This is a genomic window from Pseudomonas crudilactis (genome assembly GCF_013433315.1).
GTDB lineage: Bacteria > Pseudomonadota > Gammaproteobacteria > Pseudomonadales > Pseudomonadaceae > Aquipseudomonas > Aquipseudomonas crudilactis.
Map to the genome: position 1 here is coordinate 74877 of NZ_WXVV01000025.1, position 24509 is coordinate 99385.

21 protein-coding genes are annotated in these 24509 nt (G+C 60.2%); 12 read left to right on the forward strand and 9 right to left on the reverse strand.

The annotated features are described in order from the left end of the window. Window positions 1-16 precede the first annotated feature (16 nt). Entirely contained in the window at window positions 17-217 is a 201-nt protein-coding gene (locus GTU76_RS24160; RefSeq protein WP_008080067.1) for a hypothetical protein, read from the reverse strand. A gap of 651 nt (window positions 218-868) precedes the next feature. On the opposite strand from GTU76_RS24160, the gene pcaR reads away from it, so the two are divergent. From pcaR to pcaC, 11 genes are all read left to right on the forward strand, one after another. Further along, window positions 869-1711 (forward strand): pca regulon transcriptional regulator PcaR, encoded by an 843-nt coding sequence (gene pcaR / locus GTU76_RS24165; RefSeq protein WP_007917109.1) that lies wholly within the window; start codon window positions 869-871, stop codon window positions 1709-1711. Window positions 1712-2004: 293 nt separating this feature from the next. Beyond that, window positions 2005-3351, forward strand: a complete 1347-nt coding sequence (pcaK, locus tag GTU76_RS24170) for a 4-hydroxybenzoate transporter PcaK (RefSeq protein ID WP_180699769.1) — start codon at window positions 2005-2007, stop codon at window positions 3349-3351. 273 nt (window positions 3352-3624) lie between these two features. Beyond that, entirely contained in the window at window positions 3625-4482 is an 858-nt protein-coding gene (locus tag GTU76_RS24175) for a CoA transferase subunit A (protein ID WP_175555146.1), read from the forward strand. Continuing rightward, entirely contained in the window at window positions 4482-5261 is a 780-nt protein-coding gene (locus tag GTU76_RS24180; protein WP_175555145.1) for a CoA-transferase subunit beta, read from the forward strand. Before GTU76_RS24175 ends, GTU76_RS24180 begins: the two co-directional genes overlap by 1 nt. After that, window positions 5258-6463, forward strand: a complete 1206-nt coding sequence (gene pcaF / locus GTU76_RS24185) for a 3-oxoadipyl-CoA thiolase (protein WP_180699770.1) — start codon at window positions 5258-5260, stop codon at window positions 6461-6463. The genes GTU76_RS24180 and pcaF overlap by 4 nt, the downstream gene beginning before the upstream one ends. 36 nt (window positions 6464-6499) lie before the next feature. Further along, window positions 6500-7204: a protocatechuate 3,4-dioxygenase subunit beta gene (gene pcaH, locus GTU76_RS24190; protein WP_016982815.1), complete on the forward strand. Its 705-nt coding sequence runs from the start codon at window positions 6500-6502 to the stop codon at window positions 7202-7204. Window position 7205: 1 nt separating this feature from the next. Further along, complete coding sequence (pcaG, locus tag GTU76_RS24195; RefSeq protein ID WP_175555143.1) at window positions 7206-7772, forward strand: protocatechuate 3,4-dioxygenase subunit alpha; 567 nt, start codon at window positions 7206-7208, stop codon at window positions 7770-7772. Between the two features lie 191 nt (window positions 7773-7963). Then, window positions 7964-9259, forward strand: coding sequence for an MFS family transporter (locus GTU76_RS24200; protein ID WP_180699771.1), 1296 nt, complete (start codon window positions 7964-7966; stop codon window positions 9257-9259). A gap of 46 nt (window positions 9260-9305) precedes the next feature. Beyond that, window positions 9306-10670 carry a 3-carboxy-cis,cis-muconate cycloisomerase gene (locus GTU76_RS24205; RefSeq protein WP_180699772.1) on the forward strand — a complete coding sequence of 455 codons (1365 nt, stop codon included), beginning with the start codon at window positions 9306-9308 and terminating at the stop codon, window positions 10668-10670. A gap of 12 nt (window positions 10671-10682) precedes the next feature. Continuing rightward, a complete protein-coding gene (gene pcaD / locus GTU76_RS24210) occupies window positions 10683-11474 on the forward strand; it encodes a 3-oxoadipate enol-lactonase (RefSeq protein WP_180699773.1) in 792 nt (263 codons plus the stop codon). A gap of 10 nt (window positions 11475-11484) precedes the next feature. Continuing rightward, the gene (pcaC, locus tag GTU76_RS24215) at window positions 11485-11877 is read left to right on the forward strand and encodes a 4-carboxymuconolactone decarboxylase (RefSeq protein WP_007957838.1); all 393 of its coding nucleotides are present in this window, start codon (window positions 11485-11487) and stop codon (window positions 11875-11877) included. Between the two features lie 132 nt (window positions 11878-12009). Here pcaC and GTU76_RS24220 read toward each other — a convergent pair whose 3' ends face one another. The 5 genes from GTU76_RS24220 to GTU76_RS24240 all read right to left on the reverse strand — a co-directional run bounded on the left by GTU76_RS24220 (window position 12010) and on the right by GTU76_RS24240 (window position 20528). Then, window positions 12010-12813, reverse strand: a complete 804-nt coding sequence (locus GTU76_RS24220) for a methyltransferase domain-containing protein (RefSeq protein WP_180699774.1) — start codon at window positions 12811-12813, stop codon at window positions 12010-12012. Between the two features lie 268 nt (window positions 12814-13081). Further along, entirely contained in the window at window positions 13082-14341 is a 1260-nt protein-coding gene (locus tag GTU76_RS24225) for an OprD family porin (protein ID WP_180699775.1), read from the reverse strand. Window positions 14342-14760: 419 nt separating this feature from the next. Then, window positions 14761-16221 carry an efflux RND transporter outer membrane subunit EmhC gene (gene emhC / locus GTU76_RS24230; RefSeq protein WP_016982809.1) on the reverse strand — a complete coding sequence of 487 codons (1461 nt, stop codon included), beginning with the start codon at window positions 16219-16221 and terminating at the stop codon, window positions 14761-14763. Further along, a complete protein-coding gene (gene emhB / locus GTU76_RS24235; RefSeq protein WP_123594812.1) occupies window positions 16218-19367 on the reverse strand; it encodes an efflux RND transporter permease subunit EmhB in 3150 nt (1049 codons plus the stop codon). Before emhB ends, emhC begins: the two co-directional genes overlap by 4 nt. Before the next feature lie 3 nt (window positions 19368-19370). Next, window positions 19371-20528, reverse strand: coding sequence for an efflux RND transporter periplasmic adaptor subunit (locus GTU76_RS24240; RefSeq protein WP_016982807.1), 1158 nt, complete (start codon window positions 20526-20528; stop codon window positions 19371-19373). Window positions 20529-20794: 266 nt separating this feature from the next. On the opposite strand from GTU76_RS24240, the gene emhR reads away from it, so the two are divergent. Continuing rightward, window positions 20795-21427, forward strand: a complete 633-nt coding sequence (gene emhR, locus GTU76_RS24245) for an efflux system transcriptional repressor EmhR (protein ID WP_016982806.1) — start codon at window positions 20795-20797, stop codon at window positions 21425-21427. 475 nt (window positions 21428-21902) lie between these two features. On the opposite strand, the gene GTU76_RS24250 is transcribed toward emhR, so the two are convergent. Genes GTU76_RS24250 through GTU76_RS24260 form a run of 3 tightly spaced genes read right to left on the reverse strand, consistent with a single transcriptional unit; the run spans window position 21903 to window position 24484 of the window. Further along, window positions 21903-22952, reverse strand: a complete 1050-nt coding sequence (locus tag GTU76_RS24250) for an alkene reductase (protein ID WP_016982805.1) — start codon at window positions 22950-22952, stop codon at window positions 21903-21905. A 28-nt stretch (window positions 22953-22980) separates the two neighbouring features. Further along, entirely contained in the window at window positions 22981-24147 is a 1167-nt protein-coding gene (locus GTU76_RS24255) for an MFS transporter (RefSeq protein WP_180699776.1), read from the reverse strand. 34 nt (window positions 24148-24181) lie between these two features. After that, window positions 24182-24484 (reverse strand): ArsR/SmtB family transcription factor, encoded by a 303-nt coding sequence (locus GTU76_RS24260; protein WP_007917068.1) that lies wholly within the window; start codon window positions 24482-24484, stop codon window positions 24182-24184. Between the last annotated feature and the right edge of the window lie 25 nt (window positions 24485-24509).

Genomic DNA, 24509 nt, shown 5'->3' on the forward strand with positions numbered 1-24509 from the left:
AAACGAAAACCGTGGCTCAAGGCTCTTCGGCTTTGAGTTCCTTTTCGATCTTTTCGATTTCCTGCTTGAAGACCTGATCCTGAACGGTCGGGCGTTTACGCCACGCTTTGCGTTCCGGTTCGGGCTGAGCGGCGTAGGTGGTGACTTCCCCGCCGTAAACTTCCTTGTAACGTTGTTCCTGGCGCTCAAGTTCCGCGCGCAGTTCGTCTTTCGTCACAGTGCTACCTGTATGAGTTGAGTTAAGTGTCTGGTGAAACGCACTGCAACGAATCGATTGAACGAGGCCACCGAGCATCCAACACCCGGACAGGCATTGGTGTAATCGGTGGGGCGATCAAGACTTCCGTGTTACAGGCGGCTACGGCACCAGATAAAAACTGACGCAGCATCAGTTTCCTGTTTCAGCGAGCGCAGGCGTTGCATGAGTGATGCGCGTCAGGCGCTGGCCGGGCTGTTGGCGATGGACATCGCCGCAGCGAGTGGCGACCTCGGCCATTAAGACAAGGCGTCACTGATGTGCATTATAGCGGTCGATTCGGGAATGACTATCTTTGCCAAGTTAAAAACGGTTCTGGATGTGTGATTGTTTTGTGACCCGCAACTTTTATCACTAGTTGAAGTGCGCGTTGGCCCTTATTTGCCACGCGATCAGTTTTTGGCGTCATTTAGTCGAACAACTAAAGCAGTGATTCAGATAACGGCCGAAGTTGCGCGAACCCCGGAAAGGGCTTGCGACAAGCCGCACGGCAGATTGCGATTATCGGCTGACGGTTCGATAATCGCCCAATCTTGCAGGCTTGGCGCTTGTGCATTTGCCGGCGAGCCGCTTGTATAGCCCATTGATCCGTGCCGGATAAAAGGACAATAAATGAACGATCAAATGCGCAACTCCTTCACTTCCGTGGCACCGCCGATCGTCGCCTCGCCGGCCAAACGCATCCAGGCGCTGACCGGTGATCCGGATTTCATGACCTCGTTGGCCCGTGGTCTGGCGGTGGTGCAGGCGTTTCAGGAACGCAAACGGCACCTGACCATCGCCCAGATCAGCCACCGCACCGAGATTCCCCGCGCGGCCGTACGCCGTTGCTTGCATACGCTGATCAAACTTGGCTACGCCACCACTGACGGACGCACCTATTCGCTGCTGCCCAAAGTGCTGACCCTCGGCCACGCCTATCTGTCGTCGACGCCTTTGGCGGTGTCCGCCCAGCCATACCTCGACCGCATGAGCGAACAACTCCACGAAGCCTGCAACATGGCCACGCTGGAGGGCGACGACATTCTCTACATCGCCCGCTCGGCAACCACCCAGCGGCTGATTTCGGTGGATCTGTCAGTGGGTGGGCGCTTGCCGGCGTATTGCACATCGATGGGCCGGATTCTGCTGGCAGCACTCGACGACACATCGCTGCGTGAATACCTTGATCACGCCGAACTGGTGGCCAAGACCAGCCGCACGATCCATACACCTGATGCTTTGCTCGAATGCCTGCAGGAAGTGCGGCAGCAAGGCTGGTGCATCGTCGATCAGGAACTGGAACAAGGCCTGCGTTCGATTGCCGTGCCGGTCTACGATGCTTCCGGTCAGGTCGTTGCGGCGCTCAACGTCAGCACCCACGCCGGTCGCGTCAGTCGTACCGAGCTGGAGCAGCGCTTCCTGCCGGGCCTGCTCAGCGCCAGTCGCGACCTCAGCGCGCAATTGTTTGCCTGATGAAGTGTTCGATAAACGCACAGTGTTGCGTTTATCGAATTGACGCTAAAACCCTCGGATCATTAATGTCGCGGCAGCGTCATCCGGCGCTGATGTGAATGAGCCCGCCGGACTGCCGACTCCCATAATAATGACAAGAGGCAACTCACCATGCGCATGCTCTCCGACTGTCTCCGCCCCATCCGCTGTTGCCGGGTTTCCCGCAACGCCTGATCCAGACCTTCTATTCTTGTGTCCGTGCCGCTCTCTGGCCGGCCGCCGTTCGACTGCGTTTTTTGCGTGGAATAAAAATAATGAACCAGCCTCAGTCCGCTGTGGGTAACTGCCTCGACGTGCAGACCTTCATCAATGCCCAACCGATCTCGCGCTATCAGTGGCGGGTGGTGATCCTGTGTTTCCTGATTGTCTTCCTCGACGGCCTCGACACCGCCGCGATGGGCTTCATTGCCCCGGCGCTGTCGCAGGACTGGGGCATCGACCGCGCCAGCCTCGGCCCGGTGATGAGTGCGGCGTTGATCGGCATGGTTTTCGGCGCACTGGGTTCCGGCCCTTTGGCTGACCGTTTCGGGCGAAAAGTCGTGCTCGTCGGCGCCGTGATTCTGTTCGGTGCCTTCAGCCTGGCGTCGGCCTACAGCAGCAACGTTGAGCAATTGCTGGTGCTGCGCTTCCTCACTGGCCTTGGCTTGGGCGCCGGGATGCCGAACGCCACCACTTTGCTGTCGGAGTACACCCCCGAGCGCAAAAAGTCGCTGCTGGTGACCAGCATGTTCTGCGGTTTCAACCTCGGCATGGCCGGTGGCGGGTTTATTTCCGCCAAGCTGATACCAGCGTTCGGCTGGCACAGCCTGTTGTTGATCGGTGGGATTTTGCCGCTGATTCTCGCCGTGGTGTTGCTGTTCTGGTTGCCGGAATCGGCGCGCTATCTGGTCGTGCGCAATCGTGGCACCGACAAAATCCGCAAGACTCTGGCGCCGATTGATCCAGTCACTGTCGCCCAAGCCTCGAGTTTCAGCGTGCCTGAACAGAAGACCGTCAAGGCGCGCAACGTCTTCGCGGTGATCTTCTCCGGCACTTACAGCACCGGCACCTTGTTGCTGTGGCTGACTTATTTCATGGGCCTGGTGATTGTCTATCTGCTGACCAGTTGGCTGCCGACGCTGATGCGTGACAGCGGCGCTAGCATGGAGCAAGCCGCATTTATCGGTGCCTTGTTCCAGTTCGGCGGGGTGTTGAGCGCGGTCGCTGTGGGATGGGCGATGGATCGCTTCAACCCGCACAAGGTCATCGGCACTTTCTACCTGCTGGCCGGGGTGTTTGCCTACGCGGTAGGGCAGAGCCTGGGCAACATTACGTTGCTGGCGACGTTGGTACTGGTGGCGGGGATGTGCGTGAACGGCGCGCAATCGGCGATGCCGTCGCTGGCGGCGCGTTTCTATCCAACGCAGGGGCGGGCGACTGGCGTGTCGTGGATGCTGGGGATTGGCCGCTTTGGCGCGATTCTCGGGGCGTGGATGGGCGCGACGTTGTTGGGCCTTGGCTGGAATTTCGAGCAGGTGCTGACGGCGTTGGTGATTCCGGCGGCGTTGGCGACTACTGCAGTGGTGATCAAAGGCATGGTCAGTCATGCAGATGCGACTTGAGTACTACTGTCAGAATCTTCTTTGAATGTTCTGGCCCCTTCGCGAGCAAGCTCGCTCCCACATTGGAATGCATTTCAAAATGTGGGAGCGGCCTTGCTGGCGAAGCCTTGGATCTTGATTGTTAGGGGAGTAACAATCTGTTCGATAAACGAACACTCAGTCGATTATCGGATTGTTTGGCGAATTTCCCAGGCTTAATCTGCAGTGACTCCGGCGCTGAACCTCGCGCCTTTTTATCACTGGCGATTCATTACAAAAACAGGAGCCCGCTCCATGGCTGAGATCCTTTCGCTGCACGACGCGGTGAAGCAATTCGTCAACGACGGCGACACCGTCGCACTCGAAGGCTTCACTCACCTGATCCCTACGGCAGCGGGTCATGAAATCATTCGTCAGGGCAAGAAAGATCTGACGCTGGTGCGGATGACGCCTGACCTGATCTACGACCAACTGATCGGCGCCGGTTGCGCCCGTAAGTTGATTTTCTCTTGGGGCGGCAACCCCGGTGTAGGTTCGTTGCACCGTCTGCGCGATGCGGTCGAGAAACAATGGCCGCACGCTCTCGAAATCGAAGAGCACAGCCACGCCGACCTGGCGAATGCCTACGTTGCTGGCGCTTCCGGCCTACCGTTCGCGGTGCTGCGAGCCTACGCCGGTTCCGACCTGCCGAAGGTCAACCCGCTGATCAAGACTGTGACTTGCCCGTTCACCGGTGAAGTACTGGCGGCGGTGCCGTCGGTGCGTCCGGACGTGACCGTGATCCACGCACAGAAAGCCGACCGCCAGGGCAATGTGCTGCTGTGGGGCATTCTTGGTGTACAGAAAGAAGCCGCACTGGCCGCCAAGCGCTGCATCGTCACCGTTGAAGAAGTCGTCGACAACCTCAACGCGCCGATGAACTCTTGCGTATTGCCGACCTGGGCCTTGAGCGCGGTTTGCCACGTACCCGGTGGTGCACATCCGTCCTACGCCCACGGTTACAACGAGCGCGACAATCGTTTCTATCAGGCGTGGGATCCGATCGCCCGCGACCGTGAGACATTTACCGCGTGGATCAACGAATACATCCATGGCTGCGCTGACTTCAGCGCGTTTCAGGCCAAGTTGGCCGCTGCTTCGGAGGCCAAGTAATGACTTACACCACCAATGAAATGATGACCGTCGCCGCAGCCCGTCGCCTGAAGAACGGCTCGGTATGCTTCGTCGGCATCGGCCTGCCGTCGAAAGCCGCCAACCTCGCGCGCCTGACTTCTTCGCCGGACGTAGTGTTGATCTACGAATCGGGTCCGATTGGCGCCAAGCCAAGCGTGTTGCCACTGTCGATCGGTGACGGCGAGTTGGCGGAAACCGCTGATACTGTCGTACCGACCGGTGAGATTTTTCGCTATTGGCTGCAGGGCGGGCGCATCGACGTCGGTTTTCTCGGCGCCGCGCAGGTCGACCGTTTCGGCAACATCAACACTACCGTGGTCGGCGATTACTTCTCGCCGAAAGTGCGTTTGCCGGGTGCCGGTGGTGCGCCGGAGATCGCCGGTTCGGCGAAAAGCGTATTGATCATCCTTAAACAGTCGGCGCGCTCGTTTGTCGACAAGCTCGATTTCATCACCTCGGTCGGTCACGGCGAGGGCGGCGATTCGCGCAAACGTCTGGGCCTGCCGGGCGCCGGTCCGGTCGGCATCATCACCGATCTGTGCATCATGGAGCCGGAAGAGGGCACTCATGAATTCGTGGTCACCGCACTGCACCCGGGTGTGACCCGCGAGCAAGTGGTGGCGGCCACCGGTTGGGCGATTCGTTTTGCTGACAACGTCGAAACCACCGCTGAACCGACCGACGTCGAACTGACCGCACTGCGCGACCTCGAAGCGCGCACCGCCGCCGCCCACGGCCAGGCACCGGGAGAAGCATGATGCGTGACGTTTATATCTGCGACGCGATTCGCACGCCGATCGGCCGTTTCGGCGGCGGACTGTCCGCCGTTCGCGCCGATGACCTGGCCGCCGTGCCGATCAAGGCCCTGATGGAACGCAATCCGTCGGTGGACTGGAACGCCATCGACGAAGTATTCCTCGGCTGCGCCAACCAGGCCGGCGAAGACAACCGCAACGTTGCGCGCATGGCGCTGTTGCTGGCCGGTCTGCCGGAAAGCGTGCCGGGCGTGACCCTCAATCGTCTTTGCGCCTCGGGCATGGACGCCATCGGCACCGCATTCCGTGCGATTGCCAGTGGCGAGATGGAGCTGGCGATTGCCGGCGGTGTCGAGTCGATGTCCCGTGCACCGTTCGTGATGGGCAAGGCTGACGCAGCGTTTTCGCGCAACATGACACTGGAAGACACCACCATCGGCTGGCGTTTCATCAATCCTTTGATGAAGGCGCAGTACGGCGTCGATGCGATGCCGCAGACTGCCGATAACGTCGCCGATGACTATAAAGTCTCGCGGGTCGATCAGGACGCGTTTGCCCTGCGCAGTCAGCAACGTACCGCCGCCGCGCAGGCTGCTGGTTACTTCGCCGAAGAAATTGTTGAAGTACGGATTGCCCACAAGAAGGGCGAAACCGTGGTCAGCCAGGACGAACATCCGCGCGCCGATACCACGATTGAAGCGTTGACCAAGCTGAAACCGGTCAACGGCCCTGACAAAACCGTCACCGCCGGCAATGCTTCTGGCGTCAACGACGGTGCTGCCGCGCTGATTCTGGCTTCCGCTGAAGCGGTGAAAAAACACGGTCTGACCGCCCGCGCCAAAGTGCTTGGCATGGCCAGCGCCGGTGTTGCGCCGCGGGTAATGGGCATCGGCCCGGTGCCAGCGGTGCGCAAATTGATCGAGCGTCTCGGCGTAGCCGTCAGCGATTTCGACGTGATCGAGCTCAACGAAGCGTTTGCCAGCCAAGGCCTGGCGGTGCTGCGTGAACTGGGTCTGGCGGACGATGCCGCGCAGGTCAACCCGAACGGTGGCGCTATTGCCTTGGGTCACCCGCTGGGCATGAGCGGCGCACGACTGGTGCTGACCGCCCTGCATCAGCTGGAAAAGACCGGTGGCAAGAAAGGTCTGGCGACCATGTGCGTCGGTGTCGGCCAAGGTCTGGCCCTGGCCATCGAACGCGTCTGACGCAAGCCGTGACGAAAAAGAACAGAGGAAAGCGACATGTCTGACAAGCCTGGTTACCGTCGTCCGCAGGAAGGCACTCAGCCTGAGTACCTGCACCCGACGTATCAATCCACCAACCTGCGCTCGCCGTCGAAGCCGTTGGTGTTTCTGCCGCACTCGCTGTCGGAAATCACCGGCCCGACCATCGGCGCCGAGCGTGTGGGCGACACCGATAACGACCTGACCGCCCAGCATGAAGGCGAGCCGCAGGGCGAACGCATCATCATTCACGGCCGCGTGCTCGATGAAAACGGCCTGCCGGTGCCGGGAATTCTGGTGGAAATCTGGCAGGCCAATGCTGCCGGCCGCTACAACCACAAGCGCGACCTGCACGATGCGCCGCTGGACCCGAACTTCACCGGCACCGGCCGCACCGTCACCGACGCCGACGGCTGGTATCAGTTTCAGACCATCAAGCCCGGCGCCTACCCGTGGGGCAACCACCACAACGCCTGGCGTCCGGCGCACATCCACTTTTCGCTGTTCGGGCCGAGCATCCTCACCCGTCTGGTCACGCAAATGTATTTCCCGGGCGATCCGCTGCTGGCCTACGACCCGATCTACAACTGCGTGCCGGACACTTCGGCCAAGGAACGCCTGATCGCCCGTTTCGATCTGGAAAAAACCATTCCGTCCTACGCCCTCGGTTATCGCTGGGACATCGTGTTGCGCGGGCGTGAAGCCACGCCGATGGAGAAATAAGATGACGCTGACTGCGACCACGTCCCACACCGTCGGGCCGTATTACCACATCGGCCTGACCTGGCTGAACCGCGAAAATCTCACCGTCGAGCAGACCCTCGGCGAGCGTGTGGCGATCACCGGGCAAGTGGTGGATGGCAATGGTGATGTCGTCAACGACGCCATGCTCGAAGTCTGGCAAGCCAACGCCGCCGGCAAGTACGACCACCCGGAAGACGAGCAGGACAAACCGCTCGATCCGCACTTTGAAGGTTTCGGCCGGGTACCGGTGGATGCGGAAGGGCGCTTCCGTTTCACCACGATCAAACCGGGCACGGTTGAAGGGCTGAAGGGCTCGACCCAGGCGCCGCATCTGGTGGTGCTGGTGTTTGCCCGTGGCTTGGTGAAGCACTTGCTGACGCGAATCTACTTTGAAGGTGAGCCGGCGAACGTTGATGATCCGTTGCTCGAGTGTGTGCCGGCCGAGCGCCGCACGACGTTGCTGGCCAAGCAGGACGCCTCGGGTGTTTACCAGTGGAATGTGATCCTGCAGGGCACTGACGCCGAGACCGTGTTCTTCGATTACTGAAGAACACCCCAATCCCTGTAGGAGTGAGCCTGCTGGCGATGGCGGTGTGTCAGATTTAAATGGTCTGAATGACACACCGCCATCGCGAGCAGGCTCACTCCTACAAGGGAACTGTGTTGCAGATGGAACTGTGGAACGGGACTGTTGCAAAGTATGTCTAGACTCTCACTGTCCCTATCGAGTGAAAAACAATGACAACCACCACCTCCCATTACACCGGTGAAGAGCGCAGCAAGCGCATCTTTGCCATTGTCGGCGCCTCGTCCGGCAACCTCGTCGAATGGTTCGACTTCTACGTCTACGCCTTCTGCGCGATCTATTTCGCCCCGGCGTTTTTCCCCTCCGACAACCCGACGGTGCAGCTGGTCAACACCGCTGGCGTGTTCGCTGCCGGCTTCCTGATGCGCCCGATTGGTGGCTGGATTTTCGGTCGCGTGGCTGACAAACACGGTCGCAAGAACTCGATGCTCATCTCGATTCTGATGATGTGCTTCGGCTCGTTGCTGATTGCCTGCTTGCCGACCTATAAGGACATCGGCGTCTGGGCACCGGTCCTGCTGTTGTTCGCACGCTTGCTGCAAGGCTTGTCGGTCGGCGGCGAGTACGGCACCACCGCGACCTACATGAGCGAAGTCGCGCTCAAGGGCCAGCGCGGATTTTTCGCCTCGTTCCAGTACGTGACGCTGATCGGCGGGCAACTGCTGGCGGTGTCGCTGGTGGTGATCCTGCAGCAATTCCTCACCGAAGAAGACCTGCGCGCCTACGGCTGGCGGATTCCGTTTGTGGTCGGTGCAGTGGCGGCGCTGATTTCGCTGTTCCTGCGTCGCAGCCTGAAAGAAACCACCAACAAGGAAACCCGCGCACACAAAGACGCCGGCAGCATCGCCGCGCTGTTTCGCGATCACAAAGCCGCGTTCATCACCGTGCTCGGTTACACCGCCGGTGGCTCGCTGATTTTCTACACCTTCACCACTTACATGCAGAAATACCTGGTGAACACCGCCGGCATGCACGCCAAGACCGCCAGCTACATCATGACCGGCGCGCTCTTCTTGTATATGTGCATGCAGCCGCTGTTTGGCATGCTCGCCGACAAGATCGGCCGACGTAACTCGATGCTCTGGTTCGGCGCGCTCGGTACGCTGTTCACTGTGCCGATTCTGTTGAGCCTGAAAAGCGTCAGCAGCCCGTTCCTCGCATTTGTGCTGATCACCGTCGCGCTGGCGATTGTCAGTTTCTACACCTCGATCAGTGGCCTGGTGAAAGCCGAAATGTTCCCGCCGGAAGTCCGCGCCCTCGGCGTCGGTCTGGCTTACGCGGTGGCGAATGCGATCTTCGGCGGTTCGGCGGAATTCGTCGCGCTGAGCTTGAAGAACATCGGTATGGAAAATTCCTTCTACTGGTACGTGACGGCCATGATGGCGATCGCCTTCCTGTTCAGCCTGCGCCTGCCGAAACAGGCGGCGTACTTGCACCACGATCTCTAACCCGATGCGCGCGGGCCGTGATGGCCCGCGCCGGCAAGGACTGTTTATGACTCAGCGACCGGGCAATCAATTGTTCGATGCCTATTTCACTGCCCGTGATATGCGCGAAGTGTTCTGCGATCAGGGCCGCGTGCAGGCCATGCTCGACTTTGAAGCGGCGCTGGCCAGGGCCGAGGCGCGGGTTGGATTGATTCCATCTGCAGCGGTGAAACCTATTGCGGCGGCGTGCAGCGCTGATCTGTATGACTTTGCGGCGCTGGGCGAGGCGATTGCCACGGCCGGCAATTCGGCGATTCCGCTGGTCAAGGCGTTGGGCAAGCAGATTGCCGCTACCGATGCAGAAGCCGAGCGCTATGTACATTTGGGCGCGACCAGTCAGGACGTGATGGATTCCGGGCTGGTGCTGCAATTGCGGCAGGCGCTGGATTTGATCGAAGGCGATCTGGCGCAACTGGCTGACTCTCTTGCTGTTCAAGCACAACGTCATGCTGCAACGCCGCTGGCCGGACGCACTTGGCTGCAACACGCGACACCAGTGACCCTGGGCATGAAAATCGCCGGATGGCTGGGCGCTGTCACTCGTAGCCGCCAACGTCTGCGCGAACTCAAGCCGCGTCTGCTGGTGCTGCAGTTCGGCGGTGCCTCCGGGACCCTCGCCGCGTTGGGCGAACAGGCCTTGCCGATTGCCCAAGCGTTGGCCGAAGAACTGCAACTGACCTTGCCGGAACAACCGTGGCACACCCAGCGCGATCGCGTGGTCGAGTTTGGCGCGGTGCTCGGTTTGATCGCCGGCAGCCTCGGCAAATTCGGCCGCGACATCAGCCTGTTGATGCAGACCGAAGCGGCTGAAGTGTTCGAGCCATCGGCGCCAGGCAAGGGGGGGTCGTCGACCATGCCGCACAAACGTAATCCGGTCGGCGCAGCGGTGTTGATCGGCGCAGCGACGCGGGTGCCGGGTCTGGTCTCGACGCTGTTCAGCGCGATGCCCCAGGAACATGAACGCAGTCTCGGTTTGTGGCATGCCGAATGGGAAACCCTGCCGGAAATCTGCTGCCTCGTATCCGGTTCACTGCAACAAGCGCGATTGCTGGCGGATGGGCTTGAAGTCGACGCTGAACGTATGTCGCGCAATCTCGAATTGACTCAGGGGCTGGTGCTGGCCGAAGCCGTCAGCATCGTCCTCGCCCAGCGTGTCGGCCGCGACACCGCGCATCACCTGCTCGAACAGTGCTGCAAACGCGCAGTGGCCGAGCAGCGCCATTTACGCGCCGTACTGGGTGACGAACCGCAAGTCACTGCTGAGCTGAGCAGCGCTGAACTCGATCATCTTTTGAACCCCGCCCATTACCTCGGTCAGGCGAAAACCTGGGTCGAGCGTGCGGTGGCCGAACACAACGCATTGTCTGTCTGAAAGGAGAGGGCTGTGGCTTTCGTTCAACTCGCCGATGGCGAACTGCACTATCAAATTGAAGGTCCGGTCGATGCGCCGGTGCTGGTGCTGTCCAACTCGCTGGGCACCGATCTGCATATGTGGGACGCGCAGATGCCGGCGTTTACCGAGCATTTTCGTGTGTTGCGTTTCGACACCCGTGGCCACGGCAAATCGCTGGTGACGCCGGGGCCTTACAGCATTGAGCAATTGGGTCACGACGTGCTCGGTCTGCTGGATGCGCTGCACATCGAGCGCGCGCATTTCTGCGGGCTGTCGATGGGCGGTCTGATTGGGCAGTGGCTGGGGATCAACGTTGGTCATCGTCTGCACAAGCTGATCGTCTGCAACACTGCGGCAAAAATCGGCGATCCATCGGTGTGGAATCCACGCATCGAAACCGTGCTGCGTGATGGCGCTGCAGCGATGGTTGCCCTGCGTGACGCGTCGATTGCCCGTTGGTTTACCCCGGACTTCTCGGCAGCGCACCCGGCGGCGGCCAAGCAGATTACCGACATGCTCGCGGCCACTTCACCTGAAGGTTATGCGGCCAATTGCGCGGCAGTGCGTGATGCCGATTTCCGCGAGCAACTGGCTTCGATCAACGTGCCGCTGCTGGTGATTGCCGGTACGGAAGATGCGGTGACGCCGCCGTCCGGTGGGCATTTCATTCAGGAACATGTACGTGGTGCGGAGTACGCCGAGTTCTATGCGGCGCACCTGTCCAACGTGCAGGCTGGCGCAGATTTCAGTGATCGCGTGTTGGCGTTTTTGCAGGCTAAGTGAGGGAGTTTTTGTGGACGAGAAACAACGTTACGACGACGGAATGCAGGTACGCCGCGCGGTGTTGGGCGATGCGCATGTCGATCGCAGCCTGACCACGCTGACCGAGTTCAACTCGGAGTTTCAGGAGATGATTACCCGGCATGCCTGGGGCGATATCTGGACGCGTCCGGGCTTGCCTCGGCACACGCGCAGCCTGATCACCATCGCCATGCTGATCGGCATGAACCGCGAGGGTGAGCTGAAACTGCATCTGCGCGCGGCGGCCAATAACGGCGTGAGCCGGGGCGAGATCAAGGAAGTGATCATGCAGAGTGCGATTTACTGCGGGATTCCGGCAGCGAATGCGACGTTTCATCTGGCTGAATCGGTGTGGGATGAGCTAGGAGTCGAATCCCGGGATTGATGGCGCCCGAAACAACGCCTTCGCGAGCAAGCTCGCTCCCACATTGGAGTTGTGTCGATCACAAAAAAAATGTGGGAGCGAGCTTGCTCGCGAAAGCGCCAGACGCCGTTATGTGTTAATCAGCGCATGCGCTCAAACCCTGGCAACAATAAATATCCGCTTGAACGCAAACAACGTATGCCCATCCCCCTCCTGCGGATAATGCTCATGCACCCGCATCAGGTAATGATAAATAAACCGCGTCTGTTCCTCTGGACTCAGCGCCTGCATCACCGGCCGCAGCGCCGAGACTTTCACCCAGTCATATACCGGTGATTTGCCGTCGACTACCTGCAGCTGCTCGGTCTCCCAGATATCCAGCAAGGAGGTCAGCGGCGCGAGCAACCGGTAATAATCCTCCAGCGCCAACAACGGCCGCGCCGACATGCGCTGGCGCAGTTCAGGTGTGCCTATCGGCGTGCCATCGGGACCGCCGTTTTCGAGGGTGTCGAGCATCAGCCGATACCACAGCGCATCGCGCCAGTCCGGCATGTGCGCTTCCAGACAACCACCGGTGTTGATATGGCCGAGCAGGCGCGGCAGCAACGTTTCGTGGCCGTCGATAAAGTGCAGCACGGCGGCAGCGAACAGCAGATCCGCCGGCTGCTCCGGTTGCCAGTCGAGCAGATCGCAATGTTTCCACAACGCTTTGACCGGCAGACAGCGCGCTTCGTCGAGCATCTGCGCGGAGCTGTCGATTCCCTGCAACTGCGCGCGCGGCCAGCGTTTGGCCAACAACTGCGTGGCAATGCCGGTGCCGCAGCCAAGGTCGTAAATACGTTGCGGGTTGGGCAGGTCGACACGGTCGAGCAATTCATGGACCGGGCGTTGCCTGAGACGGGAAAACTGCTGGTACGCCTTGGCGTCCCAGTCGGGTGTTGCGAGACGAGAGATCATTGAGGTGGTCCTCCGGTGATCGTTGGTGTCTTCCGATGACAACCTGGCTCCCAGCTTGAGGACCGACTACGACGACGGAAGCGGAAAGATGAAGCACCTGAGTCCTTCAGGTTTTGTCACTTTACCTGCCGGCCGGCGAAGTGCCACTTCTCCTGACCAATGGCGAGAATTCCAATGTAGGAGCTGCCGCAGGCTGCGATCTTTTGATCTTGTTTTTAAGATCAAAAGATCGCAGCCTGCGGCAGCTCCTACAGGGGTGGATCGGTGTTTACAGGAGGCTGATCGGGTAGCTGACGATCAAGCGGTTCTCATCGAATTCGTTGTTGCTGAAATCCCGGCGCATGGTCGAGTTGCGCCACCGGACGTTCAGATCCTTCAGCGCGCCGCTCTGCACGGTGTAGCCCAGTTCCGATTCGCGGCCCCATTCCTTGCCGTCGGTAATCGTCCCGGTGTGCACGTTGTCGCCGCTGATGTAGCGGTTCATCAATGTCAGGCCGGGAACGCCCATGGCAGCGAAGTTGTAGTCGTGACGCAACTGCCAGGAGCGTTCCTGCGCATTGTCATAGCTGGCGTTGTAGCTATCGTTGGCCAGCGTCCCGCCGCTGGTGCCGTTGACGCGCATCCACGCGCTGTCGCCAGTGAGTTTCTGTAGACCGACGTAGAAGGTGTTGCCGCCGTACTTCGCCGAGAACATCCCCGACCAGGTTTTGTTGTCGAGGTCTCCAGCGCGGGCGCTGCCATCGTCCTTGCCGTAGAAGAAGCCGAGGTTGGCGCCGAGGGTCCAGTCGCCCAGCGGCTGGCTGTGGATCAGGTTGACGTATTGCTGGCTGTAGATGTCTTTGAGTTCGGCATTCCACAGGCCGATCTGCGTGCGTTTTTCGTTGAAAACGTATTCGCCGCCCTGGAAGTTGAAGCGATCAGAGGTGAACGCCGCTTTGCCGGTCATCGACATGTCGCTCATGCTGCTGTCGTCGCGCGGGCTGTTGGCGCGGAACTGCCCGCCGTAGAGGGTCAGGCCGTCGATTTCCTTCGAAGTGATCTGCCCGCCGCGGAAAGTTTGTGGCAGCGAGCGGCCGTCGTCCGAACGCAGGATCGGCAGCACCGGCATCCACTCGCCGACCTTCACTTCGGTCTGGGAAAGCTTGGCTTTGAAGGCGACGTTGGTGCGACCGAAGTTGTCCGCCGGACGACCGTCGTGATCCAGCGGCAGTAACGCCGTGCCGCCGGTGCCTTTGCCGCCATCGAGTTTCACCGAATACAGGCCCAGTACATCCATGCCGAAACCGACGGTGCCTTGGGTGAAGCCGGATTTGGCGTCGAGGATGAAGCTCTGCGTCCACTCTTCAGCCTTGCCCTGAGCCTTGGTCGGGTTGGTGAAATTGCGGTTGATGTAGAAGTTGCGCAGGTTCAGGTTGACCTTGGCCCCTTCGATGAAACCGGCCTCTTCAGCCGCAGCGGGCATCGCCGCGCCGGCCAGGGCCAGGGCGATCAGACCGGGAAATGCGTAAGGCGCAGGGGAGGTTGTCATAGCTGGGGTCTCTCTTGTTTTTTTAAGGCGAACGGGTGCGCTGCGGCCGTTTTTTACGGTGCAGAAATGCGACGAATTCAGGGGGTAAGGCGACGGCGGTCAGCCGGTCGGAGCAGGGCGCGGGAGCATGGTGTCGAACCTGTTGTTATTGGTTTTGTTGATCGAATGGTGCGGGGCGCGGATGTTTTGATTCAATTGGTAAAAGCGGGTTTTGGGCGATTATCGAACGCAACATTGAGCCGGGTTTTTTTGGGTGGATGTGCGGGCCTCTTCGCGAGCAGGCTCGCTCCCACATTTGGAATGCGCTCCCCTGTGGGAGCGAGCTTGCTCGCGAAGGGGCCAGCCCAGACACCACAACTTTCTGACAGGCAACAAAAAGCCCACCAATCGGTGGGCTCCTTGTGTTCACCTGATGATGATCAGAACAACTTCATCTTCGGTGCTTCTTCTTTCAGCGGTTCGTTCTGCGCGGTTTGCGCATTCCAGCCACCGCCCAGGGCCTTGTACAGGTTGACCGCACTGGTCAGCTGCGCGAGGCGGTCGGTGATCAGCGCTTGTTGCGCGCTGAACAGCTGACGCTGGGCATCGAGGAAGGTCAGGTTGCTGTCGACGCCGATGCGGTAACGACGTTCGGCCAGACGGTAGTAATCCTGGTTGGCCTGTACGAAGTCACGCTGCGCTTGCAACTGCTCGGTGTAGGTCTGGCGTGCGGCCAGGCCGTCGGCGACTTCCTGGAAGGCCGTTTGAATGGACTTCTCGTAGTTCGCCACGCCAATGTCCTTCTGGATCTTGGCGGCGTCGAGGCTGGCGCGCAGGCTGCCGGCGTTGAAGATCGGTAGATTGATCTGCGGCTGGAACAGCCACGTCCCCGAACCACCCTTGAACAGGCCGGACAGATCCGGGCTCAGGCTGCCCGCGTTGGCGGTCAGGCTGATGCTCGGGAAGAACGCTGCACGGGCGGCACCGATGTTGGCGTTGGCCGCTTTCAGGTTGTACTCGGCCTGGAGAATGTCCGGACGACGTTGCAGCAGATCCGAAGGCAGACCCGGCGGTACGTCGCTGAGCAGGTCATCCGCCAGCGGTTTGGCCGCTTGCAGATTGGCCGGAATACCGGTGCCGAGCAGCAGGGTCAGGCTGTTTTCGTCCTGCGCCACCTGGCGGGTGTAACGCGCCAGTTGTGCACGAGCGTTTTCCACCGAGGTGCGCGACTGCGCCAGGTCCAATGCCGAAGCGACACCGACTTCGTTGCTGCGGCTGGTCAGCTTGTAGCTTTCTTCGAAGGCACCGAGGGTGTCTTGCGTCAGCTTGAGCAGCTCCTTGTCCGCTTGCCAGGTCAGGTAAGCATTGGCGACGCTGGCGACCAGACTGATCTGGGTGCTGCGGCGTGCTTCTTCAGTGGCGAAGTATTGTTGCAACGCTTGCTCGCTCAGGCTGCGAACCCGACCGAACAGGTCGAGCTCGTAAGCGCTGATGCCGACGGTGGCCGAGTAGGAGCTGGTGATGCCCGCTTCACCGGTCTGCGAGGCACGGGCCGGAACCCGCTGACGGCTGCCGCTGGCATTGGCCGAGACCGCCGGGAACAGGTCAGCACGCTGGATGCGGTATTGAGCCGCGTAAGCGTCGATGTTCAGCGCCGCGACACGCAGGTCGCGGTTGTTTTCCAGGGACACCTGGATCAGCTGTTGCAGCGCCGGGTCATGGAAAAACTGCTTCCAGCCTTGCTCGGCCGCGGCCTGCGCCGGTGCCTGGGCCGGCGAATACGCCGGCCCCTGCGGGTACTGACCTGCGACCGGAGCCTCAGGCTGCTGATAATCAGGTATCAGCGAGCAACCGCTCAGCACGAAGGCGGCGACTGCGATGGAGAGTAGCGACTTGCTCATTGGCCAGCCTCTTTAGGAGTTTCAGTAGCTTCATCCTCGTCAGCGATCTTACGCTGGCCGATGGACGAAACCGTAACGAAGAACAGTGGGACCCAGAAGATCGCCAGGATCGTGGCCGTGAGCATACCGCCAATCACGCCCGTACCGATCGCATGTTGACTGCCTGAACCGGCGCCAGTGGAGATCGCCAACGGTACAACACCGAGGACGAAGGCCAGCGAGGTCATGATGATCGGTCGCAGACGCATGCGGCAGGCTTCAATCGCCGCGTCACGCAGGCTGCGTCCCTGTTCATGCAGTTCCTTGGCGAACTCAACGATCAGAATGGCGTTTTTAGCTGCCAGACCGATGGTCGTCAACAGCCCCACCTGGAAGTACACGTCGTTGGACAGCCCGCGCAGGCTGGTGGCCAGCAGCGCACCGATGATCCCCAGCGGTACCACGAGCATAACGGCGATCGGAATCGACCAGCTCTCGTACAGCGCCGCCAGACACAGGAACACCATCAGCAGCGACAGGGCGTACAGCGCTGGCGCTTGCGAACCCGACAGACGTTCCTCATAGGACAGACCGGTCCAGGAGATGCCGACACCGGCCGGCAGCTTCTTGGCAATCGCTTCGACTTCGGCCATCGCTTCACCGGTGGAGTAACCCGGCGCCGGAGAACCGAGCACTTCCATTGCTTCCACGCCGTTGTAACGGGCCAGCTTCGGCGAACCGTAGATCCACTCGCCTTTGGCGAACGCGGAGAACGGCACCATGGTCCCGGCGTTGTTGCGTACGTACCATTTCTTCAGGTCTTCAGGGCTCATGCGAGCACCGGCCTGACCTTGTACGTAAACCTTCTTCACGCGACCACGGTCGATGAAGTCGTTGACGTAGCTACTACCGAAGGAGATCGACAGCGTGCTGTTGATGTCGGTGAGGCTCAAGCCAAGGGCCTGGGCTTTCTCGTCGTCGATTTCCAGGTGGTATTGCGGTTCATCGTTCAGACCGTTCGGACGCACCTGATAGAGCACCTTGCTCTGAGCGGCGAGGCCGAGGAACTGGTTACGCGCTTCCATCAGCTTTTCGTGACCGATACCGGCGCGGTCTTGCAGGAACACGTCGAAACCGGTGGCGTTACCCAGCTCCAGTACCGCAGGCGGGGCGAAAGCGAACACCATGGCATCGCGGAAACTGAAGAAGTGCTGCTGGGCACGTTGGGCCAGGGCAAACACGCTGTTGTCCGCGTTACGCTCGTCCCACGGCTTGAGCATGATGAACGCCAGGCCAGAGCTCTGACCGCGACCGGCGAAGTTGAAGCCGTTCACGGTGAACACCGAGGACACTGCGCCTGCTTCTTTATCCAGCAGGTAGCTGCGCATTTCGTCGATCACCACCTGAGTACGCTCGGCACTCGAACCGGCCGGGGTCTGCACTTGGGCGAACAGTACGCCCTGGTCTTCTTCCGGCAGGAACGCGGTTGGAATGCGGGTGAACAGCCAGATCATGCCGACCACGATCAGCAGATAGGCCAGCAGGTACGGCGCTTTGCGCGACAACATGTTGCCGACACCGCGCTCGTAGCTCTGCACACCACGATCGAAATTGCGGTTGAACCAGCCAAAGAAACCCTTCTTCGGCGTGCCATGCTCGCCTTTCGGAATCGCCTTGAGCATGGTGGCGCAGAGCGCCGGGGTGAAGATCAGCGCGACCAGTACCGACAGGGCCATGGCCGAGACGATGGTGATCGAGAACTGCTTGTAGATCACACCGGTGGAACCGCTGAAGAACGCCATCGGCAACAGTACCGCCGACAGCACCAGAGCAATACCGACCAGTGCGCCCTGGATCTGGCCCATGGACTTCTTGGTCGCTTCCTTCGGTGACAAGCCTTCTTCGCTCATCACCCGCTCGACGTTTTCCACCACCACGATGGCGTCGTCCACCAGCAAACCGATGGCCAGCACCATGCCGAACATGGTCAGGGTGTTGATGCTGAAACCGAACGCCGCGAGGATGCCGAATGTACCCAGCAATACCACCGGCACCGTCATCGTGGTGATGACCGTGGCGCGGAAGTTCTGCAGGAACAGGAACATCACCAGGAACACCAGCACGATCGCTTCGACCAGGGTTTCAACCACACCTTTGATCGATTCGGTCACCACCGGAGTGGTGTCGTACGGGAACACCACTTCCATGCCTTGCGGGAAGAACGGCTTGAGGTCGTCAATCGTCTTGCGCAGCGCCTTGGCGGTGTCGAGGGCGTTGGCACCGTTGGCCAGTTTTACCGCCAGACCAGAAGCCGGGCTGCCGTTGAACTGCGCGGAAATACTCGAGTTTTCACCGCCCAGACCGACGTCAGCGACGTCGCCGACACGCACTTGCGAGCCGTCCTGGTTAACTTTCAGCAGAATCGCCTTGAACTGCTCGGCAGTCTGCAGACGGGTCTTGCCGATGATCGTGGCGTTCAGTTGCTGGCCTGGCAGCGCCGGCAAACCGCCGAGCTGACCGGACGACACCTGGACGTTCTGCGCCGAGATTGCGGTGCTGACATCGCCCGGGGTCAGGTTGTACTTGTTCAACTTGGCCGGGTCGAGCCAGATGCGCATCGCGTACTGGGCACCGAAGACCTGGAAGTCACCGACACCGGCGGTCCGCGAGATCGGATCCTGCATGTTCGACACGATGTAGTTGGACAAGTCGTCCTTGGTCATGCTGCCGTCACGCGATACCACGCCGATGACCAAGAGGAAGTTTTTCACTGCCTTGGTCACGCGGATACCTTGTTGCTGCACTTCCTGCGGCAACAGCGGGGTAGCGAGGTTCAGCTTGTTCTGAACCTGTACCTGCGCGGTGTCGGAGTTGGTGCCCTGCTCGAAGGTCGCGGTGATGGTCATGCTGCCGTCGGAGTTACTTTCCGAGGACACATAACGCAGGTTGTCGATACCGTTGAGCTGCTGTTCGATCACCTGGACCACGGTGTCCTGCACGGTTTGCGCCGAAGCGCCCGGGTAGGTCACGGAGATCGCAATGGCCGGCGGCGCAATGCTCGGGTACTGGTTGATCGGCAATTTCAGGATCGAAAGTGCCCCGACCAGCATGATCACCAGGGCGATTACCCAGGCGAAAATCGGACGGTCGATGAAGAATTTTGACATGGATTACTCCCCTTTGCCGCCGGCGGCTTTGTCAGCTGCCTGAGCGGGGGCCGGGTTCTTGTTGCCGACATTGGTGGCTTCGGACGGGTTGACCTGAACACCCGGGCGCACGTATTGCAGCCCTTCGGTGATCAGACGATCGCCCGCTTTCAAGCCGTCTTCGATCAACCACTGACTGCCGACGGTGCGGCTGGCCTTGAGCTGACGCAGTTCGACCTTGTTGTCGGCGCCGACGACCAGTGCGGTCGGGGTGCCTTTGAGGTCGCGGGTCACGCCTTGTTGCGGCGCCAGAATGGCCGCAGCGTTGACGCCGGCCTGCAGTTGGGCGCGAACGAACATGCCTGGCAGCAGGGTGTGATCCGGGTTCGGGAACACCGCGCGCAGGGTCACGGAACCGGTAGTCGGATCGACCGTGACTTCGGAGAATTCCAGCTTACCGTCGAGCTTGTACTGGCTGCCGTCTTCCAGGGTCAGTTTGACCGCTGCCGAGTTTTCGCCGGATTTCTGCAGGCGACCGCTCTCCAGCTCGCGGCGCAATTCCAGCAGCTCAACCGAGGACTGCGTGACATCAACGTAGATCGGGTCCAGTTGCTGAATTGTCGCCATCGCGTCGGTCTGGCCATTGCTGACCAGCGCGCCTTCGGTGACCGAAGAACGACCGATACGGCCGGAGATTGGCGCGTAAACCTTGGTGTAACGCACGTTGATCTGCGCGCTCTGCAGCGACGCTTCCGATTCCATGCGGTTGGACACGGCGGTGTCGTATTCCTGACGGCTGACGGCCTGCTCGTCGACCAGTTGCTTGTAGCGGTCGGAGATCGACTTGGTCGAACGCAGGTTGGCTTCGGCGCTTTTCAGGGTCGCTTCATAGACCGATGGATCGATCTGATACAGCTGCTGGCCGGCTTTGACATCGCCGCCTTCCTTGAACAGACGCTTGAGAATGATGCCGTTGACCTGCGGTCGAACTTCCGCGATGCGGTACGCACTGGTGCGACCTGGCAGCTCGGAGGTGAGGGTAAACGCTTGTGGTTGCAGGGTGACGACGCCGACCTGAGGCGGTGGAGCGGCCGGTGCCGCTTCTTCCTTTTTACATCCGCTGAGCAGCGATGCCAGGGCGACGGCAGTGACCAGAGCGGTAACAGCTGGCTTGAATTGCATGAAGATCCTCGGGTCAGGCGCGCAAATAGCGCACAAGAAGTGTGTAAGGGTAAAAAAAGGATACCGGGTGGATAAGTAGCTTGCTAAGGAATATACTTACGTTCATGGTTGTTTGTAAATACCTTGGCGTCGTACCCACCCTGTTACAAAACTCGTCGCAAGGTTTGAAATTGTAGGCCGGGGAGCTGATCCGTGAGAGATCGCCCCCTCTTTATTCAGCGGATATTCAGCCATCCCTGAAACATCCTGTTTGAGGTTTTACTGTCATGGTCCGTCGTACCAAAGAGGAAGCTCAAGAAACCCGTAGCCAGATTCTGGAAGCGGCGGAGAAAGCCTTTTATGAAAGGGGCGTCGCTCGTACGACGCTGGCCGACATCGCGACAATGGCCGGCGTCACTCGCGGCGCTATTTACTGGCATTTCAGCAATAAGGCCGATCTGGTCCAGGCCATGCTGGATTCGCTGCGTGAGCCGCTGGATGAATTGGCCAGGGCCAGTGAAAGTGAAGATGAACTCGATCCGTTGGGCTGCATGCGCCAACTGCTGATTCATTTGTTTCATCAAGTTGCGCTGGACCCGAAAACCCGGCGTATCAACGAAATTCTGTTTCATAAGTGCGAGTTCACCGATGAAATGTGCGATTTGCGCCAGCAGCGCCGGGACGTCAGTCTCGATTGCAATGAGCGCATCGCTCTGACGTTGCGTAATGCGGTCAATCGCGGCCAGTTGCCGGAAGATCTCGACACTGCCCGCGCGGCCATCAGTATTCACAGCTATATCGATGGCCTTCTGTATGGATGGCTTCTGGCGCCGGACAGCTTTGAGCTGCATGCCGAGGCCGAGCGTTGGGTCGATACAGGGTTGGATATGCTGCGCCTGAGCCCCAGCCTGCGCAAATGAAACAAATGCGTAATTGGCACAGGTTATGTCAATTGGCCTGCCTTTATATAGCTTCGCAGCGGGGGGAGTTTAAACGTAGCGGGCTACGCATTTTGTAGGGAATTTGTGTCTTCTGTGTGAATGAGTGTGAGCCGCTTGCCCTCACCCTAGCCCTCTCCCAGAGGTAGAGGGGACTGACCGAGGTGTTCTTGCGAGATACGCCGACGTGAAAAATCCAGTCGAGCTCAGGTTTCGAACATTCCCCGATCTGCCCCCTCTCCCAGAGGTAGGGGGGACTGACCGAGGTGATCGTTCGAGATACGCCGACCTGAGATATCAGGTCGAACTCCAGATTTGAAAAGCACAAAGATCGGCCCCCTCTCCCTTGGGAGAGGGCTGGGGTGAGGGGCTGCGTACTAAAAAGCGCAATCAATCTCCCGGCGAATACAAAAAAGCCCCCGACTCTCACAAGTCGGGGGCTTTGTGTTTCTGCTACTTACAGCGCTGGATAGTCGATATAACCGACCGGGCCTTTGCCGTAGAAGGTTTCCGGGTGCGCATCATTAAGCGGCGCATCCGTCTTCAAACGAGCCGGCAGATCCGGGTTGGCAATGAACGGCACACCAAACGCCACCGCGTCAGCCTTGCCGCTGGCCAGCCATTCATTGGCGCTGTCTTTGGTGAACTTCTCGTTGGCAATGTACGGGCCACCGAAAGCTTCTTTCAATTGCGGGCCGAGACTGTCGGCGCCTTCTTTCTCACGGGAACAGATGAACGCGATGCCCCGTTTGCCCAGCTCACGCGCGACGTAGGTGAAGGTTTCCGCCAGGTTGTCGTCGCCCATGTCATGGGAGTCAGCGCGCGGTGCCAAGTGCACACCAACGCGACCAGCGCCCCAGACTTCGATCGCCGCATCAGTCACTTCCAGCAGGAGACGGGCACGGTTTTCCAGCGAGCCACCATAGTTGTCGGTGCGCTGGTTGGTGCTGCTTTGCAGGAACTGGTCGAGCAGGTAACCGTTGGCGCCGTGGATTTCCACGCCGTCGAAACCGGCAGCCTTGGCGTTCTCGGCACCAGTGCGGTAGGCGTCGACGATGTCGGCGATTTCAGCGGTTTCCAGGGCACGTGGGGTTGGGTAGTCGGCCAGTGGACGCACCAGGCTGACGTGACCTTTTGGCTGGATCGCGCTCGGTGCCACCGGTGCTTCACCGTTGAGGTACGACGGGTGCGAGACGCGACCGACGTGCCACAGTTGCAGGAAGATCTTGCCGCCAGCGCCGTGAATGGCTTTGGTCACGTTGGCCCAGCCACGCACTTGATCGTTGGACCAGATACCCGGGGTGTCCGGGTAGCCAACACCCATTGGCGTTACCGAAGTGGCTTCGCTGAGGATCAGGCCAGCGGAGGCGCGTTGTACATAATATTCAGCCATCAGCGCGTTCGGCACACGGCCCTCGTCGGCGCGGCAGCGGGTCAGCGGGGCCATGATGATGCGGTTGGCCAGCTCGATGTCGCCGAGTTTGATCGGATCAAAAATAGTTGCCATGTCTACAACCCTCGTAAGTGGAAAGTAATCAGTTAGTTGCCGGGGCCAGATCGGCATTGCCGTTCTGACGGAAAGTAATCAGGGTCACCAGCAGGGCGAGCACTGCCAGGGCGGCGGCCGCGAGTGGCACGCTGGTCAGGCCATAACCGTGGGCGATGACGCTGCCGCCGACCCAGGCGCCGAGGGCATTGCCGACGTTGAAGGCGCCAATGTTCAGGGTCGAAACCAGGTTCGGTGCGGCTTTGCCGAAGGTCACCACGTTGACTTGCAGCGCCGGTACGGCGGCGAAACACGCGGTGGCCCAGAGGAACAGGGTGATTTCAGTCGGGATCAGCGCGACGCTGGTCCAGGTCAGTACGGTGGAGATCACAGCCATGGCGATGAACACGCCGATCAGCGTGGCGGCCATGCCCTTGTCGGCGAGTTTGCCGCCGATGATGTTGCCGACGGTCAGGCCCAGGCCGATCAGCATCAGCGTCCAGGTCACGCCACGCGGCGACACACCGGTGACTTCGCCGAGCAGCGGGGCGACGTAGGTGAACAGAGTGAAGACGGATGCGGCGAACAGTGCGGTCATGCTCAGCGACAGCCAGATCCCGGCACCTTTGAGGGCGGCGAGTTCGGCGCGCATGTCGAGTTTCTCTTCGTCACGCTTGGCTGGCAGGAAACGGATCAGACCGATCAGAGCAATCACACCGATAACGGTGACCGCCCAGAAGGTCGAGCGCCAGCCGTATTGCTGACCCAGCGCCGTGCCCAGCGGCACGCCGAGGACGTTGGCCAGGGTCAGGCCGGTGAACATCAAGGCCACTGCCGAAGCGCGTTTATTCGCTGGCACCAGATTGGCCGCCACCACCGAGCCGATGCCGAAGAACGCTCCGTGGCACAGCGCGGTGATCACCCGGGCAAACATCAGCACGTTGTAATCACTGGCCATCGCACAGAGCAGGTTGCCGACAATGAAGATGCCCATCAACGCCACCAGCGCCGCTTTACGCGGCAGTCTGGCGGTGGCCATGGCCATGAACGGCGCACCGATCGCCACGCCCAAGGCGTAACCGGTCACCAGCCAGCCGGCGCCGGGGATCGACACACCGAGGTCGGCCGCCACATTGGGCAGCAGGCCCATGATGACGAATTCGGTGGTGCCGATGGCGAAGGCGCTCAAGGCGAGGATGAGTAGCGAGAGGGGCATGCAGGTTTCCTTGTCGGCTGGCTGACGTTAAGGGTCAGAGCTCTTTACTGAGGGTGCTGAGAAACGCCTGGATCACGTCCTCGTTACGTTTGAAAAAGTGCCATTGCCCGGCCTTCTGGCTGCTGATCAGACCGGCGCGCTGCAACGTTGCGAGGTGTGCCGAAACGGTCGACTGCGACAGGCCGCAGCGTTGATCGATCTGCCCGGCGCAGATGCCGTACTCGTGGTTGTGCAACTGTTCCGGAAATTCGTTCTTCGGGTCTTTCAGCCAGTTGAGGATGTCTCGTCGTACTGGGTGCGCCAGGGCTTTTATTATTTCGTCGAGGTCGAGGTTCATGGCAGGTGCTCACAATGTGTACAAC

Excerpts from the sequence above, each read along its gene's own strand:
- pcaR (WP_007917109.1), top strand. The coding sequence starts at position 869 with ATGAACGATCAAATGCGCAACTCCTTCACTTCCGTGGCACCGCCGATC.
- pcaK (WP_180699769.1), top strand. The coding sequence starts at position 2,005 with ATGAACCAGCCTCAGTCCGCTGTGGGTAACTGCCTCGACGTGCAGACC.
- GTU76_RS24175 (WP_175555146.1), top strand. The coding sequence starts at position 3,625 with ATGGCTGAGATCCTTTCGCTGCACGACGCGGTGAAGCAATTCGTCAAC.
- GTU76_RS24180 (WP_175555145.1), top strand. The coding sequence starts at position 4,482 with ATGACTTACACCACCAATGAAATGATGACCGTCGCCGCAGCCCGTCGC.
- pcaF (WP_180699770.1), top strand. The coding sequence starts at position 5,258 with ATGATGCGTGACGTTTATATCTGCGACGCGATTCGCACGCCGATCGGC.
- pcaH (WP_016982815.1), top strand. The coding sequence starts at position 6,500 with ATGTCTGACAAGCCTGGTTACCGTCGTCCGCAGGAAGGCACTCAGCCT.
- pcaG (WP_175555143.1), top strand. The coding sequence starts at position 7,206 with ATGACGCTGACTGCGACCACGTCCCACACCGTCGGGCCGTATTACCAC.
- GTU76_RS24200 (WP_180699771.1), top strand. The coding sequence starts at position 7,964 with ATGACAACCACCACCTCCCATTACACCGGTGAAGAGCGCAGCAAGCGC.
- GTU76_RS24205 (WP_180699772.1), top strand. The coding sequence starts at position 9,306 with ATGACTCAGCGACCGGGCAATCAATTGTTCGATGCCTATTTCACTGCC.
- GTU76_RS24220 (WP_180699774.1), bottom strand. The coding sequence starts at position 12,813 with ATGATCTCTCGTCTCGCAACACCCGACTGGGACGCCAAGGCGTACCAG.
- GTU76_RS24225 (WP_180699775.1), bottom strand. The coding sequence starts at position 14,341 with ATGACAACCTCCCCTGCGCCTTACGCATTTCCCGGTCTGATCGCCCTG.
- emhC (WP_016982809.1), bottom strand. The coding sequence starts at position 16,221 with ATGAGCAAGTCGCTACTCTCCATCGCAGTCGCCGCCTTCGTGCTGAGC.
- emhB (WP_123594812.1), bottom strand. The coding sequence starts at position 19,367 with ATGTCAAAATTCTTCATCGACCGTCCGATTTTCGCCTGGGTAATCGCC.
- GTU76_RS24240 (WP_016982807.1), bottom strand. The coding sequence starts at position 20,528 with ATGCAATTCAAGCCAGCTGTTACCGCTCTGGTCACTGCCGTCGCCCTG.
- emhR (WP_016982806.1), top strand. The coding sequence starts at position 20,795 with ATGGTCCGTCGTACCAAAGAGGAAGCTCAAGAAACCCGTAGCCAGATT.
- GTU76_RS24250 (WP_016982805.1), bottom strand. The coding sequence starts at position 22,952 with ATGGCAACTATTTTTGATCCGATCAAACTCGGCGACATCGAGCTGGCC.
- GTU76_RS24255 (WP_180699776.1), bottom strand. The coding sequence starts at position 24,147 with ATGCCCCTCTCGCTACTCATCCTCGCCTTGAGCGCCTTCGCCATCGGC.
- GTU76_RS24260 (WP_007917068.1), bottom strand. The coding sequence starts at position 24,484 with ATGAACCTCGACCTCGACGAAATAATAAAAGCCCTGGCGCACCCAGTA.